The following is a 13,898-nucleotide window of genomic DNA, read 5'->3' as shown; positions in this document are numbered from 1 at the left end:
ATCTTACTGCCCCATGCTCACTTCATGACTGATCCAGATGGCAAGTGACAAAGTGCCCTGCTGAAACCTCGCTAGCCACGGGCGCGACTGTTTTGCAAATGTCCATACAGTGGCGGCAACGCGGATGAAATGTGCAGCCAGACGGCGGATTCGCTGGACTAGGCAGGTCTCCCTCCAAAATGATCCGCTGGGTCGTCAAATGGGGATTCGGTACAGGCACCGCTGATAACAGTGCTTGTGTATAGGGATGTGTTGGTTTCTCGTACAACGATTGTTTATCCGCTACCTCCACCACTTTTCCGAGATACATGACCGCTACCCGGTCCGAAATATGGCGGACGACACTCAAATCATGCGAGATAAACAAATACGTCAGATTGAACTCCTTTTGCAAATCTTGCATCAGGTTCAAAATTTGCGCCTGAATCGACACGTCCAGAGCAGACACAGGCTCATCGGCCACAATCAGCTTCGGGCGCAAAATCAGTGCCCTTGCTATGCCAATCCGCTGGCGCTGACCACCGGAAAACTCATGCGGAAAGCGATCCAGCTGCTGCTTGGAGAGGCCGACGATCTGGATCATCTCCTCGACTTGCTTGCGGCGTTCTGCTGAATTGCCGATGCCGTGGATGATGAGTGGGTCCTCCAACAGCTGCCCGATTGTTTTTCGTGGGTTCAGCGAGGCAAACGGGTCCTGAAACACGAGCTGCATGTTGCGTCTAGCCCGTCGGAGCTCTGATTCATTGAGCTTGCGGATATCCTGTCCTTCAAAAAAGACTTCTCCATCAGTCGGTTCAATCAGGCGCAGGATGCATCGTCCTGTCGTGGACTTCCCACAGCCTGATTCGCCTACGATGCTGACAGTCTCACCTGGATAAACAGTCAGGTTGACTCCATCGACGGCACGGACGATTTTCTCCTTGCTGAAGAATCCTTGCTTGCTCGTGAAATGCTTGGTCAATGATTTGACTTCCAGCAGTGGTTGTCTCATTGCACGTCCTCCTCGCGATACAGCCAGCAGCGGCACTTTTGGTTGTCTGCGACAGGCGTAAGCTCTGGATTTTTCTCGCGGCAAATATCCATGACTTGTGAGCAGCGCGGTGCAAAACGACAACCCACAGGCATTTCGCTCAAAAGGGGCACCGAGCCCGGAATCGCATCCAAACGCTCTTGGTTGACACTGACAGAAGGCATCGATTTCAAAAGCCCTCTCGTATACGGATGCTTCGGCTCGTCAAACAGCTGCTTGACGTCGGCTTCCTCTACGATTTGACCTGCATACATGACGATGACGCGATGACACATCTCCGCCACCACTCCCAGGTCATGTGTGATAAGCAGGATGGAAGTGCCTTGCTCTTGCCGGACTTTTTTCATGAGTTCCAATATTTGCGCCTGAATCGTCACGTCCAACGCCGTCGTCGGTTCGTCGGCAATCAAGAGCTTGGGCGCACAAGACATCGCCATCGCAATCATCACACGTTGACGCATCCCACCTGACAATTGGTGCGGATAGTCGGAAATGATTTCATCGGCACGCGGAATTCCGACTTCGTTCAAAAGCTCGATCGTCCGTCGCTTGGCTTCCTGTTTGGACAATCCGAGATGCCGACGAAGTGGCTCGCTGATCTGTTTGCCGATCGAATGCAATGGGTTGAGCGAAGTCATCGGCTCCTGAAAAATCATCGCGATCTGATTGCCACGAATCGTCTGCATTTGTTTATCCGTAAGTGAGAGCAGCTCCTTGTCTTGAAAACGGATGCTCCCGGTCAACTCCACATTCCGTCCCAAGAGCTGCATGATGGACATGCTGGTCACGCTTTTTCCACATCCGGATTCACCGACCACACCGACGGTTTCACCAGGCTCTACAGAGAGACTGACACCCTCGATCACGGTCAGCTTTTTGCCTGCTTGGATAAAAGAAGTTCGCAAATCATCAATCGTTAGCATTGCTGCCATGAGTACTCCCCCTTTTCATCAGGATGTGTGGTCAGGTTTGATTACAGAAAATAATCGGTTATGGTGAGCGGTCCGCCACGCCCCGATCAACGGGCTCGCGACAGGATGCACGCGGTTTGTCAATGTAATCAGCGTCACGTCTCTTGCTGGGTCCGACCAGATCGACGTTCCTGTAAAGCCGGTATGCCCAAAGGCGCGCTCCGAAACAAGATCTCCCCCACTGCAGCCTGCGGCAAGCTGTTCCAAGGAGCCGCCTGTCGGGGAAATGATCCACCCCAATCCTCTGCGATGAATCGAATGGTCTGTGAGTGAGCGAGTAGCCAAGGCACACAGTGTCGGATCAAGCTGCACGGAAGCCTTCCCACTCGTCCAAATGTGCATGTAGCGCTCTGTATCAGCCAAGGTGGAAAAAAGTCCGGCGTGCCCGCTGACACCTTCCAAGCCGTAGTGGGCGTTGCAATCGTGAACAGTGCCACTAATCACTCCTTCTCGCCAACCGTATCCGGTCAAAGCTTGCTGCCATTCCAACGCCAAAGGATGTCTGGCTTCTGCTAGCTCCGACAAAAAATTCACAGCCATCTCTTGTTCAAAGGCATTGCCCTTCTCCGTAGCAGCAATATCCATTCCTTGCAGATGTGTTTGTTCGAGCGGCAAGTAGCTCGTATGAAGCATTCGGCTCGGTTGAAAAATCAGTCGCTTCGCCAGCGCGTCCAGTTCCTCGTCCCAGATGCGCTCCAGTAAAAAGCCCAACAGCATGAATCCCAAATCGCTGTACACAACGCTACGTCCTGGGTCATCCAGCATCGACTCGTTTGCGATGAGCCGCAAATAGTCCTCCCGATTTTTCCCCAGCAAAAAGTACGGACGCCATGCAGGAAGTCCCGATGTATGTGTGAGCAGGTGAATAATTTTGATCTGCCCTTTGCGTTCCTCATCGTGGGCACTCGCCAATTCTGGCAAGTAGGTCGTCACGGAATCAGTCAACGAGAGCTTGCCTTCCTGCACACTGATGAGAATGAGCGGCAGGGTCACCATCACCTTGGTCAAGGAGGCCATATCGTACAGCGTTTGACTATGAACCGGCCTTCCATCGTGTCCATAGCTTGTTTTTCCCATGCAAACTGTCACAGCAGGCGCACCTTTTCGCAGTATGCTGACAGCGCCTCCCGAAAAAATGCCCTGATGAATCCCTTGCGTCAGACTGGACTCCATTCGTTCTCTGATCTGTTGCACGTTCATTCGTTCTCACCTCTGCCTATCGTTCCTATTTCCCACGATGACGCGGGTCGAGAATATCACGGACAGCATCCCCAAACATGTTGCAAGCAAGAATCGTCACCGTCATGGCAATGCATGGCCAGATGATCATGCCCGGAGCCAGCTCCATGTAGCGGCGTGCCTCTGAAATCATTCCGCCCCATGACGGGTCTGGCGGCTGAATCCCCAAGCCCAAAAAACTGAGGGCCGATTCTGTCAGGATCGCACCTGAAATCGCCAGAGAGGATTGAACCAGCAGTGGTGCCGTTACATTCGGAAAAATCTCCTGAAACAAGATACGCGGTGTACTCGCACCAATGGCACGAGCGCTTTCTACGTACTCTAGATTTTTGATAGAGAGAACCGCTCCCCTCACCGTCCGGGTGAAGATCGGAATATTCACGATCCCGATAGCCATGATCGTGTTGAAGGTTCCCGGCCCTAATGCGGCGACAATCGCCAGCGCCAGCAAAATTTCCGGAAAAGCAAACAAAACGTCCATACAGCGCATGATAAAACCGTCAATCCAGCGCCCGAAGTAGCCAGCGATCAAGCCAAACAGCGTACCGAAAACGGCGCTGACAAGAACGGCAGAAAGCCCGACCACCAGCGATACGCGCGCACCGTGGATGATGCGGCTCAAAATATCACGACCAAATTGGTCCGTACCTAGCAAAAACTCACCCGAGCTGCCTTCCATCCGATGATCCTGAAACATCTGTGTCGGGTCATGCGGAGCCAACACCGGAGCCAGCACTGCCGTCAAACAGAGCAACGCCAGCAAAATGGAGCAGAAGACAGCTGTCTTATTCGCCAAAAAACGCTTTCGAAATGTGCTCATGTCGCATTCCCCTTGTCAATACTTGATACGCGGATCAATCCAGGTATAGATCAGGTCGATGAGCAGATTGACCAGGACAAACACCAGAGCGACGAACAAAACGCCTCCCTGTACAACCGGATAATCCCGCTGATAAATTCCCTCCAGAATGTACTGGCCCAAACCTGGAATCGAGAACAGCTGCTCGACGATAACAGACCCACCCAGCAGGTAACCGATCTGCATACCTGCGATCGTGACGATCGGAATCGAAGAGTTGCGGAACGCATGGCCCATGACGATTGTCCATTTACTGTTACCCTTGGCCCGCGCTGTCCGAATAAAATCTTTGTCCATGGTTTCCAAAAACGCAGAACGAGTCATCCGCATCACGCCAGCAGCCACCACAATCCCCATCGTTGTCGCAGGCAGTATGAATACCTTGAACGCCTCGATCGGATCATCCCAGAAGTTCACCACATCAATAGGCGGGAACCAGTTGAAATAAAGCGAAAAGCCGAGCAAGAGCAGGGTCCCGATGGCAAAGTTCGGAACAGAAATGCCTAGCAGCGTAAACACACGTACCACAATGTCTGTTTTGGAATGAGCGCGAATCGCCGAGAGAATCCCGAACGGAATCGCGAGTATCCACCCAATCAGAACGCCAAATACAGTCAGTTGCATGGTGATGGCAAAACGCTTGAGAATTTGGGGCAAAATCTCCTCTCCTGTATGGACCGATACGCCAAAATTCCCTTGCAGGATTCCTGTGACCCAATGCAGGTACTGGTTAATCAACGGCTGATCCAGCCCCATGCTTTTATTCAACGCCGCAATTGCTTCCGGTGTGGCATTCGTTCCTAGCATGATGGAAGCTGGATCGCCCGGCACCAGATGCAGGATCGTGAAGATCAAGACAGATATGCCAAACAGGATGGGAATCAGGCTGGCGACACGTTTGATTAGATAAGATCCCACGAGTTTCCCTCCATATTTAGAAACTTGGCTCCGCCTATCCTCTGGCGGAGCCTCATCACACGTATGCTACATTACTTGATCGAAGTTTTGATCAGCGAGTATACTTCACCCGCTGCGGACGGTGTGAAATCGACGTTGTCACGAACCGCGTAATAGTTTTTCGGTGATGCCAGGAACAGGTTTGGTGCATCTGCTACCAGCATGGTTTGTGCTTCGTCATACAGCTTTTTGCGCTCTGCCTGATCTACTGTCGTCAGTGCTTTTTGCACCAGTTCATCGTAGGCAGGGTTGGAGTAGTTCCACACGTTGGCAGAACCAGTTGTCGAGAAGAAGAAGCGCATGGAACGGTCAGCATCTACACCAGAAGTGTTGCGGCCTACCATCAGGTTCATGTCCTTGGATTTCCACGTATCGATGTAGTTCCCCCACTCAAGCTGGTTGATCTTCGCATTGATGCCAATTGCTTTAAGCTGTTGTTGAATCACTTGTGCCGTCTCTACCATGTCTGGGTAAGTTGCTGCTGTCTCGATTTGGGTCTCGAAACCGTTTGGATAGCCCGCTTCCGCCAGCAATTGCTTCGCTTTTTCTACATCTGTTTTGTAGGTTGGATAAGTAGCAGGGTCCAAAGCCGAATTGGTCAACGCAGGCGCGATCGGACCAGTCAGAGTCGCTTCCCCTTTCCAAACAGTCTGGATAATTTGGTTACGGTCAACGGCATAGCTGATCGCTTCGCGCACTTTTGGATTGTCAAAAGGCTTTTTGTTTACGTTAATGCCCAGGTAACTGTACTCCAAGGATTGGTAGTTTTTGATCTGTACGCCTGGCTTGCCTTCCAAGAGCTTCGCAGAATCAGCAGACACCATGCTAATGTCGACTTTACCAGAGCGAATCGCAGCGAGACGCTCCGCCTCGTCCTTCATGATTTGGAACTTGATGGACTCTACCTTTGGCAGTTCTTTATTGAAGTAATCCGCATTTTTCTTCAGCAGGACATATTGTCCTGACTCACTTTTTTCCATTTTGAATGGCCCCGTACCGATTGCTTCCTTGGTCAGGTCAGTGGACCCTGCTGGCACGATGGAAGCATAGGCGCTTGCCGTATTTGCAACGAACGAGGCATCCGCATTTTTCAGCTTGAAGACAACCGTCGTTGGATCTTTCACTTCAATCGCTTCTACACTGGAAAAATAAGATTTCGCGATCGAACCCGTGTCTGGGTTCATGATTCGCTCAAAGCTGAATTTTACGTCCTCTGCCGTCATGTCTTTGCCATTGTGGAATTTGACGCCGTTTTGCAGGAGCATGGTGACCGTTTTTCCGTCTGGCGCAATCTCCCATTTCTCTGCCAGGTTCGGTACGATGTTCATGTTCTCGTCCAACTTAGTCAGGCTATCGTAAATGAGCGCATAGACCCGCAAACTGGATGCGGCTGGAACTTTGTGCGGATCGTAGCCCACTGGCTCTTGCTCGGCTGCCACGATCAGTTCTGTTTTTGCTTGTCCTTCTGCTGACTTGCCTTGCTCTGCGGGTGCTGTTCCTCCACCAGAACAAGCGGAAAGCACGAGAGACAGTGATAGGAAAAAGCCTGCCAATACTCTTTTTTTCACGATGTTACCCCCTCTGTTGATCTCATGTTAGAAGCATATATTTCCTAACGGTACGGCCCTCTTCGCCCCTGTTACGGATGGCACATTGGATGGTCGTCCCATTAGTGTCTCATGACCCAAAATGGCAAAAGCGACGGCTTCCTTCGCATCGTCAGGCATCCCAAACTGCTGCGCCGTCATCACGGTCATTCCTGTCGGCAATTGACGCTGCAGCATGGTGAGAAGCGTCTGGTTATGAGCGCCTCCCCCTGAGACGATCACTTCCTCCACTTTGGTTGTTGGTAATACGAATTGCATATAGGCATTCGCAATTGTCGTGGCAGTCAATGCTGTCACGGTTGCTAGCAGATCCGTCTGACTAATCCCGAGTTGATTCGCATCATGAAACAGCTCTTGGGCAAAAGCTTTGCCGTATACTTCGCGACCTGTGCTTTTCGGTGGCTTGATCTGGTAATACGGGTCCTGCAGCCATTTTTCCAGTAGCACTGAAGAGATGGTGCCACCTGCGGCCAGCTTGCCACCCTCGTCATACCTCATCTGTCCGTTGGTCATGAGCTGAACGATTTGATCCATGATCATATTGCCAGGGCCTGTGTCAAAAGCAACGACTTGATCGATAGCTGCGCTTGCAGGAAGTAATGTGACATTGGCGATTCCACCGATGTTTTGCAGCAGTCTGCCTTTTTGCGGATGGCGGAACAAAATATAGTCCGCATACGGAACAAGCGGTGCTCCTTCTCCATCAGCAGCCAAGTCTCGAGCGCGGAAGTTTCCCACTACCGGAATACCCGTACGCTCTGCCAGCGTGGACAGCTCGCCGATTTGCAAGGACGCTCTGACCTCTGTCATTCCTTGTGGTCCTGGAAATGGCGTGCGCCCGGCAATATGCCAAATGGTTTGTCCGTGCATACAGACTGCATCTACTTCAGCTGTCGTGACACCAGCTTTCTGCATCAATTGCTGTACCGCATAGGCATACCATTCAGATAAGCCGTAATGAACCGCAGTCAACTGATCCACTCTCGCTGTCTCTACACTGCACAGATTCATGACCCACTCACGCAAGTCATCGGAGTAAGGCATATAAAAAAAATCGCGGAGAGTCACCTTTTCGATCTCGCCCTGTTCATCTGTGCGGATCGCTACGAGTGCGGCATCAATGCCATCCAGCGAAGTACCCGACATGAGGCCGATGAGTACATGCTCATTTTTCGCACGATAATCGAGCAATTTTGCAGGTTGATCCATGTCAAAAGCCCCCATTTGAGAATCGAGAATCGTTGAAAAATTCGTTCCTGTTATCGCTTTCATTATATGTAGCAAAATTACACAAGTCAATCGATTATTAGTAAATTTTATTTCTTGAAACAACAGCCATGCACAAGTCTCACCCCGTTCAAGCTGTCACAGCACGAGCCCGTTCTATTGAGAAAAACCAGCGATGTAATGGGTATGTTTTCCTATTAAAAAGTTTTATATATCAGCCATTGATTCCGTCCACAAACGCAAACAAGCCGAACCTTTTTCACATAGGCTCGGCTTGTCTTCTATATGTAAGGATCGTATTACGCAAACAAACTGATCAGGTTCCCATCTGGGTCTTTCACAATGGCATACCGCTGGCCCCAAAAAGCATCCCACGGCTCACGGTGACTCTCGTAGCCATGTGAAACGATTTTCGTATACAACGCATCAAGCGCCGCAGCATCCTCACACAAAAAAGCCAGCTCAATCCGATGCCCGACAGGTGCTTCCCATCCTCCATACACACCCTTGGCAACTTCCATTGTATCAAAGGCCAGACGAACACCGTCCTGCGCTACCTCCACATGCGGCTCGTCATTTGCTCCCTCGGGAATATCGAAACCGAGTACTCGATAGAAATCCAACGCTTTTTTCATGTCCTGTACGACTATCCCTACCATATCAAGCTTGATCCCCACATCACTCACTCCTGTTCGCTCTTGATTTCTTGCTGGACGCGCTTGGGCAGCTTTTGGAGCACCGTTTCGTACGCATGCTCGATCATCTTTTCCCATAAGCCTTCGGGAATGTCAGCGTCCAAGTAGACAGAATTCCAATGGGATTTATTCATGTGATAGCCGGGTACGATCCCTTCGTAGGTCTCGCGCAATTCCTCCGCACGCATCGGATCGCATTTCAAGGTGAGGATCCGAACACCTTTGGAATCGCCTCCGATCATGGCAAATATTTTGCCTCCGACATGGTAGCGATCGCATTCCCAATCCATCTGATAGTCATGGGTGGTACCGGGCTGCTTCCGACAATATGTATCTACTGTTTGTTCATTCACATGAATTCACCATCCTTTCTTTAGGGTAACGCGTCTCGCAAAAAGAAGATTGTAAAAAACGGACAACTTTTCAAGATTATCGATTCGCACGATCTGGCGAGATAATTTTACTTGGAGCTTCACCGTAAAAAGTGTGGAAGCTCTTGATCAAGTGCGACTGATCGTAATAGCCACATTGGAGAGCTACATCTGTAAACGAAGTGCGTGTTCCCTTAGCCAGCATTTGCAGCAGCCCTTGAAATTGAATGATTCGTCCCAGTTCCTTCGGGCTCATTCCCAACTGGTGTTGAAACGTCCTGCGCAAGGTTCTCTCGCTATAATTCACTTTCTCGGCGAGCGCGGCCATGGAAAGATTTCCTCTGTATTCATATAAATAGTTCATGCTTGTCAAAAGCAACTGGTCTGCCGGATCATCTAACCACAATCGTTTGATAAGCTCCTGCTCCAACCAAGCGATCCGCTCCGCCGTGTCGGAAGCCTCGAGCAAGCCTTCTATCACCTGATCCGCCTCTTTGCCCCAGATGTCTTCCAGATTGGGATGATGCCCGTTGATCATGGCGACCGGGTAGCGTAAAAAGCGAGACGCTCCCTCAGCGTAAAACCGAATGCCGATCAAGGATTGTGGTTCGGTCAATGGGATAACCTCGTACGTCCTCATCAGTCCCGTTAGAAATGCCCCCTTCTGATAGGAAGTGGCGCCGAGATTGAAAATGATATCGACGCATCCATCGGGTATGACTCGGCTTGTAGGTGCTATCCCTTTGCCGTCGTACTCTGAGGTCCAGTAGCAGGCTATATAGTTCGCCAGGCATTTGCTGGGCATGTACTCTTGGTAGCGATAGGCATTTTGGGCGCTCGCTCGTTGCAGAGTCGGAGTTTGCACCGGGCGGAATTGCCGCATAATTTTCGCCATCCTTCTCCTCTGATTAGAACATATATTCCCCCACAATCCGTTAACTCCTTCTCAGTCCTTGGCAATTTTTGAAAAACGTCCCCTTTCAAAAGAAAAACGGTCACGATCGCTTCTGCATATGCTGGGACGAATGGATTTTTCGTAAAGTGAGGTGCATGATGTGATCTCCTCCTCCAAGTGGAGCCTTCATCAGTTCTTTTCAAAAAGTCCTTACATTCGCCCTTACCTACCGCCTACTTCTTTATATCAGCCCGCAAGTTTGGACTCGTATGTAGCCAAGTATTCTACCGTCTATATCAAACCGACGCGAACCCATATGGGGAAAGGCATTATTCGTGTCTGGAAAACGGATGGCGGGGGCTATCAATTTGTCAAGGAGCGCGGAGAACCTATGGATGCAGATTCTTTGGCTAACTTGAAGCAGCAGCTCGCCGCGCAGTGTACGGAAAAAAATTACGTAATTCAAAAAGGATTGGATTTAGCTGAAATTGACGGCCGCCCCTTTGATATTCGCGTCATGATGATGCGCAATGGCTTGGGCAAATGGCAATATGCCGGCATGCTAGCCAAGGTAGCCGGTGCCGACAGTATTATTACCAATGTCGCTCGCGGCGGCGGATATGCCGTCACAGTCCCGCATGCCTTGAAGAAATCAGAGGCAGTCGCGCCCGACAAAATAAAAAGTGTCGTCTCTCAGTTGATCCAAATCAGTCACCGTGTATGTGCCCACTTTAATAAATATCGGCACAGCTCGCAAATCGGCGTTGATTTTGCTATTGATAAAACTGGAAATCTCTCCATTATTGAGGTCAATTACGACTTTCCTTCCCACGGGCTGTTTGCCAAGCTCAAAGACAAGACTTATTACCATACGATTAAAAGACTTCACTATCAGTATAAAAACCGCGTGAAACGAAAACAGAGGAAGGCATAATCGCCCTCCTCTGTTCGTTTGATTCGTGTATTTGTCTTATTCGTGTGCCAATGCTGTTCCTTTTGTGTCCAGCATGGAGGTGCAGTTCGGGCAGCGTGTAGCCTTGAGCGGAATCGCGGAGATGCAATGCGGGCACTCTTTCGTTGTCTCAGGTGCTTTCTCCACTTCTTGCTTGCGTTTGAAACGGTTGAGCTGCTTGATGACGATAAAAATGGAAAAGGCGATAATGACAAAATCAAGGACGGAATTGATGAACAACCCGTAGTTCAGTGTCGCAGCTTTAGCTAATTTTGCTTCAGCGATCGTCTTATAAGGAACTCCGCTCAAATTGATGAAGAGACCGGAGAAATCGACCTTGCCCAAAAGCATCCCAATCAATGGGGTAATGATGTCATTGACAAGCGAGGTCACAATCTTCCCGAAAGCCCCACCGATCACGACACCGACAGCGAGATCCATCACATTTCCTTTTAACGCAAACTCTTTAAACTCTTTTAACACAATGATTTCCTCCTTCATTTCCTAAAACATGTTTCAAAAAATGGCTGACAAAGCGCTCATGGTCAACCTCCAAGCACACGTCCACATTCGGCGGCTGCGCTGGATGTTCCCGTCTGTCCCCAATCGTACGGGCATCACTGGCTCCCCCGGACGTATCTACCGCAACATGCATTGGGACTGACTTCACAAACGTTGGATCAATGACGACACCTACCGCTAACGGATCATGCAGACCGCAGCCGCGCAAATTGCCCACTGTAGCATAGGCATTCATGTACACCTCGCACATATCCGCGAAAACATGACGCAAGCGAGTATCCTTCGCTCTCCATTCCTGCAAGTGTTCGCGGGTAAGCAGCGTTTGCATCGTCACATCCAGGCCTACCAGCGTCACTGGAATACCGGACTGGAAGACATACGCTGCCGCTTCCGGATCGGCGCAAATATTCGCCTCCGCTACAGGGGTGCGATTCCCCGGCACCGTTACAGCCCCTCCCATCACGACCACTCGTTTGACAAGGGATACGATTTCTGGAGCAGCCATAATCGCCTGCGCCAGATTGGTCATGCTCCCGACGGTCACGAGTATCAATTCGTGAGGATATTCCTTTATCGCAGAGATGAGATATTGTGTGGCACACTGTGGCTGAGCCGTTGTCGAAGGTTCAGGAAGGACGACATTGCCTAACCCGTTTTCACCGTGGAAGAGCCTTGCTTTTCCTGTGAGGTCGCGAACAATCGGCTTCGATGCCCCCTGATAGACAGGAATCGTAGAGGCATCCAGCAGCTCTAGCACCTGTAAGGTATTGCGTGTTGCTTCCTCCACCGTAATATTGCCAAAAGTCGTGGTAATCCCACACACTTCAAGAGCAGGCGAGTGAACGGCATAAGCAATCGCCAGCGCATCATCAATCCCGGTATCTACATCCAAAATGATTTTTTCCATGCGCTTATACCCCTCCCTGATCCAAAACGGTTTGCAGCCATCGCTCTGCCTCTGCCATCTCAACCTCAACGCATACGGTCGTATCGGTTCCTACACTCGGTTTCGCCCGTAGATCGGCTAGAATGGCACCGCGTGACAATTCACTTTTGCATTCGACTGAGAGCTTCATCTGTTCTGTCCGCATCTTTTCAGGCGAGAGAGCCGCCAGCATTGCTACCCATGCATGGAGCGTACGAGCAGAAGCGGCAAACTGCATGTCTGACATCGTCGTTCTATCGATCAGGCCCACTGCTTGTGCGAGACTGCCCAGCGTATGTACTTGCTCTTCCGTCAAACGAAACGAGCTGGTTGTATCTAATGGAACAAGCACAAGCGGCAAGCGGGCTGCCAAAACGAGCGCAGCTGCTTCCGGATCACCATGCATGTTTGTTTCAGCAATGGCCGTAACATCTCCTGGTACACGTATGGCTCCACCCTGCACCACGATTCTCGTAACTTTATGCGCCAACAGTGGATCACGCGCGACAGCCATAGCTAGCGTCGTCAAACGGTCAAACGTCACGAGCGTCAAATCACTTTCCTCATCTTGCGTGTTTTCTGCAAGGAGCCGTACACCTTCCGAGGTGGTCGTCTCTATCGTTCCTGAGAAAAGTGGTTGCTTGGCACCTGTTACGATTGGAATTTCATAGCCTGGCTGTGCAAAATCAATCAGCTTGCTAGCCAAGCTTGACTGCGTGTCTCTGCAAATGATTCCTGCCACTTGAACATCAGGCGACCGCAAAGCATACAGCAAGGCCAGCCCTTGACCAAATCCACCGCAAAACTCGATGATCAACCGGTGTTTTTTTGCCACAATCTCATCTCCCGCTTCTCGCTATTGCCATTTGTCAAAACCGCTTTTCCTATGCTATCCAAATCAGCAGCAACCGTCAAATATCCAAATGCTCATCTCTACCTTCTCTTCTCTTGCATCGAACGGATAACTATCTTACACTTATTCATAACTTCGACAAAAATCGCCATCACGCAAGACTAATGCGCCAAGCCATGCAAAAGGAGTATAACGGTCATGCTTTCGTTGAACCACTCAACCATGGATGCTATTTCTCTCGTGAAAAACCAACTGATCCAAGCGATTGTGCAGCACCAAACGAAGCCTTATCTGCCTGTTTGGGGAGAACTGTTTACAGCGTTGCGGGAAATCCAAAAGGCAGGCCAGCATTCACAGAAAAATTTACACGTCTATTCCATTGAGCCGACAGGCGATCTCTGGTATTTGTACCGAGAGAATGTTTTTTCTGTCGATCTGCCTGGGATGGGCATCACGATTTCTCTCACACAGGAGCAATTGATTGATGCCTTGCTGAAAGGAAGCTTTCAACCTACCTTATCGATAACAAAGCCGTCATGAGAAACGGCTTTTTTTCATGTATTTTGAACAAAAAAAGCCCCAAGATCAAATCTTGGGAGGGAGTAGTACGTTGTATTTACGTGAATAAGCTTATTTTATATCCAACTACTCACTCATTCCATCTGTATATTCAGGTAATTGTACCTATTATATCCTCTGGATAAAAATGCTGTCGAAAACGAACATTTGTACAATATTTAAAAAAAGAGGCGGCCCTTCTGCACAGATTGGGTGCCGCCATCCCGAACTTCCCCA

General features: G+C 50.1%; 15 protein-coding genes. 2 read left to right on the top strand and 13 right to left on the bottom strand.

Going from position 1 to position 13,898, the window contains the following annotated elements; genetic code table 11:
• Positions 1 to 22: 22 nt before the first annotated feature.
• The 10 genes from ACM6JA_RS19075 to ACM6JA_RS19030 form a co-directional block, all read right to left on the bottom strand.
• Complete coding sequence (locus tag ACM6JA_RS19075; RefSeq protein ID WP_064201227.1) at positions 23 to 991, bottom strand: ABC transporter ATP-binding protein; 969 nt, start codon at positions 989 to 991, stop codon at positions 23 to 25.
• Positions 988 to 1,962: an ABC transporter ATP-binding protein gene (locus tag ACM6JA_RS19070; protein ID WP_414853595.1), complete on the bottom strand. Its 975-nt coding sequence runs from the start codon at positions 1,960 to 1,962 to the stop codon at positions 988 to 990. Before ACM6JA_RS19070 ends, ACM6JA_RS19075 begins: the two co-directional genes overlap by 4 nt.
• Positions 1,963 to 1,980: 18 nt before the next feature.
• Positions 1,981 to 3,201, bottom strand: coding sequence for a serine hydrolase domain-containing protein (locus ACM6JA_RS19065; RefSeq protein WP_414853594.1), 1,221 nt, complete (start codon positions 3,199 to 3,201; stop codon positions 1,981 to 1,983).
• 25 nt (positions 3,202 to 3,226) lie between these two features.
• On the bottom strand, positions 3,227 to 4,060 hold the full coding sequence (locus ACM6JA_RS19060; RefSeq protein ID WP_007727463.1) for an ABC transporter permease: 834 nt from the start codon (positions 4,058 to 4,060) through the stop codon (positions 3,227 to 3,229).
• A gap of 15 nt (positions 4,061 to 4,075) precedes the next feature.
• Positions 4,076 to 5,017, bottom strand: coding sequence for an ABC transporter permease (locus tag ACM6JA_RS19055; protein ID WP_414853593.1), 942 nt, complete (start codon positions 5,015 to 5,017; stop codon positions 4,076 to 4,078).
• A gap of 71 nt (positions 5,018 to 5,088) precedes the next feature.
• Positions 5,089 to 6,624, bottom strand: coding sequence for an ABC transporter substrate-binding protein (locus ACM6JA_RS19050; RefSeq protein WP_414853592.1), 1,536 nt, complete (start codon positions 6,622 to 6,624; stop codon positions 5,089 to 5,091).
• A gap of 27 nt (positions 6,625 to 6,651) precedes the next feature.
• Positions 6,652 to 7,872 carry an anhydro-N-acetylmuramic acid kinase gene (locus ACM6JA_RS19045; protein ID WP_414853591.1) on the bottom strand — a complete coding sequence of 407 codons (1,221 nt, stop codon included), beginning with the start codon at positions 7,870 to 7,872 and terminating at the stop codon, positions 6,652 to 6,654.
• Between the two features lie 317 nt (positions 7,873 to 8,189).
• Complete coding sequence (locus ACM6JA_RS19040) at positions 8,190 to 8,567, bottom strand: VOC family protein (protein ID WP_087345013.1); 378 nt, start codon at positions 8,565 to 8,567, stop codon at positions 8,190 to 8,192.
• A 5-nt stretch (positions 8,568 to 8,572) separates the two neighbouring features.
• Positions 8,573 to 8,938 carry an MmcQ/YjbR family DNA-binding protein gene (locus tag ACM6JA_RS19035; protein ID WP_414853590.1) on the bottom strand — a complete coding sequence of 122 codons (366 nt, stop codon included), beginning with the start codon at positions 8,936 to 8,938 and terminating at the stop codon, positions 8,573 to 8,575.
• 76 nt (positions 8,939 to 9,014) lie between these two features.
• A complete protein-coding gene (locus ACM6JA_RS19030; RefSeq protein WP_414853589.1) occupies positions 9,015 to 9,839 on the bottom strand; it encodes an AraC family transcriptional regulator in 825 nt (274 codons plus the stop codon).
• Between the two features lie 172 nt (positions 9,840 to 10,011).
• Here ACM6JA_RS19030 and ACM6JA_RS19025 point away from each other — a divergent pair, with 172 nt between their 5' ends.
• Positions 10,012 to 10,785: a YheC/YheD family protein gene (locus tag ACM6JA_RS19025; protein WP_414853693.1), complete on the top strand. Its 774-nt coding sequence runs from the start codon at positions 10,012 to 10,014 to the stop codon at positions 10,783 to 10,785.
• A gap of 36 nt (positions 10,786 to 10,821) precedes the next feature.
• On the opposite strand, the gene mscL is transcribed toward ACM6JA_RS19025, so the two are convergent.
• Genes mscL through ACM6JA_RS19010 form a run of 3 tightly spaced genes read right to left on the bottom strand, consistent with a single transcriptional unit; the run spans position 10,822 to position 13,085 of the window.
• A complete protein-coding gene (gene mscL, locus ACM6JA_RS19020) occupies positions 10,822 to 11,286 on the bottom strand; it encodes a large-conductance mechanosensitive channel protein MscL (RefSeq protein ID WP_414853588.1) in 465 nt (154 codons plus the stop codon).
• Positions 11,270 to 12,232 carry a nucleoside hydrolase gene (locus ACM6JA_RS19015; RefSeq protein WP_414853587.1) on the bottom strand — a complete coding sequence of 321 codons (963 nt, stop codon included), beginning with the start codon at positions 12,230 to 12,232 and terminating at the stop codon, positions 11,270 to 11,272. The genes mscL and ACM6JA_RS19015 overlap by 17 nt, the downstream gene beginning before the upstream one ends.
• Before the next feature lie 4 nt (positions 12,233 to 12,236).
• Positions 12,237 to 13,085, bottom strand: a complete 849-nt coding sequence (locus ACM6JA_RS19010) for a nucleoside hydrolase (RefSeq protein WP_414853586.1) — start codon at positions 13,083 to 13,085, stop codon at positions 12,237 to 12,239.
• Positions 13,086 to 13,301: 216 nt separating this feature from the next.
• Between ACM6JA_RS19010 and ACM6JA_RS19005 the strand changes: the two genes are divergently transcribed.
• Positions 13,302 to 13,643, top strand: coding sequence for a hypothetical protein (locus tag ACM6JA_RS19005; RefSeq protein WP_414853585.1), 342 nt, complete (start codon positions 13,302 to 13,304; stop codon positions 13,641 to 13,643).
• The last annotated feature ends 255 nt before the right edge of the window (positions 13,644 to 13,898 follow it).

This window comes from Brevibacillus sp. IT-7CA2 (assembly GCF_949767855.1).
In the GTDB taxonomy this organism is placed as follows: domain Bacteria; phylum Bacillota; class Bacilli; order Brevibacillales; family Brevibacillaceae; genus Brevibacillus.
The sequence above is the reverse complement of the archived record's forward strand: the minus strand, read 5'-3'. Positions and strand labels throughout refer to the sequence as shown.

Excerpts from the sequence above, each read along its gene's own strand:
- ACM6JA_RS19065 (WP_414853594.1), bottom strand. The coding sequence starts at position 3,201 with ATGAACGTGCAACAGATCAGAGAACGAATGGAGTCCAGTCTGACGCAA.
- ACM6JA_RS19030 (WP_414853589.1), bottom strand. The coding sequence starts at position 9,839 with ATGCGGCAATTCCGCCCGGTGCAAACTCCGACTCTGCAACGAGCGAGC.
- ACM6JA_RS19005 (WP_414853585.1), top strand. The coding sequence starts at position 13,302 with ATGCTTTCGTTGAACCACTCAACCATGGATGCTATTTCTCTCGTGAAA.
- ACM6JA_RS19060 (WP_007727463.1), bottom strand. The coding sequence starts at position 4,060 with ATGAGCACATTTCGAAAGCGTTTTTTGGCGAATAAGACAGCTGTCTTC.
- ACM6JA_RS19015 (WP_414853587.1), bottom strand. The coding sequence starts at position 12,232 with ATGGAAAAAATCATTTTGGATGTAGATACCGGGATTGATGATGCGCTG.
- ACM6JA_RS19070 (WP_414853595.1), bottom strand. The coding sequence starts at position 1,962 with ATGGCAGCAATGCTAACGATTGATGATTTGCGAACTTCTTTTATCCAA.
- ACM6JA_RS19045 (WP_414853591.1), bottom strand. The coding sequence starts at position 7,872 with ATGGATCAACCTGCAAAATTGCTCGATTATCGTGCGAAAAATGAGCAT.
- ACM6JA_RS19075 (WP_064201227.1), bottom strand. The coding sequence starts at position 991 with ATGAGACAACCACTGCTGGAAGTCAAATCATTGACCAAGCATTTCACG.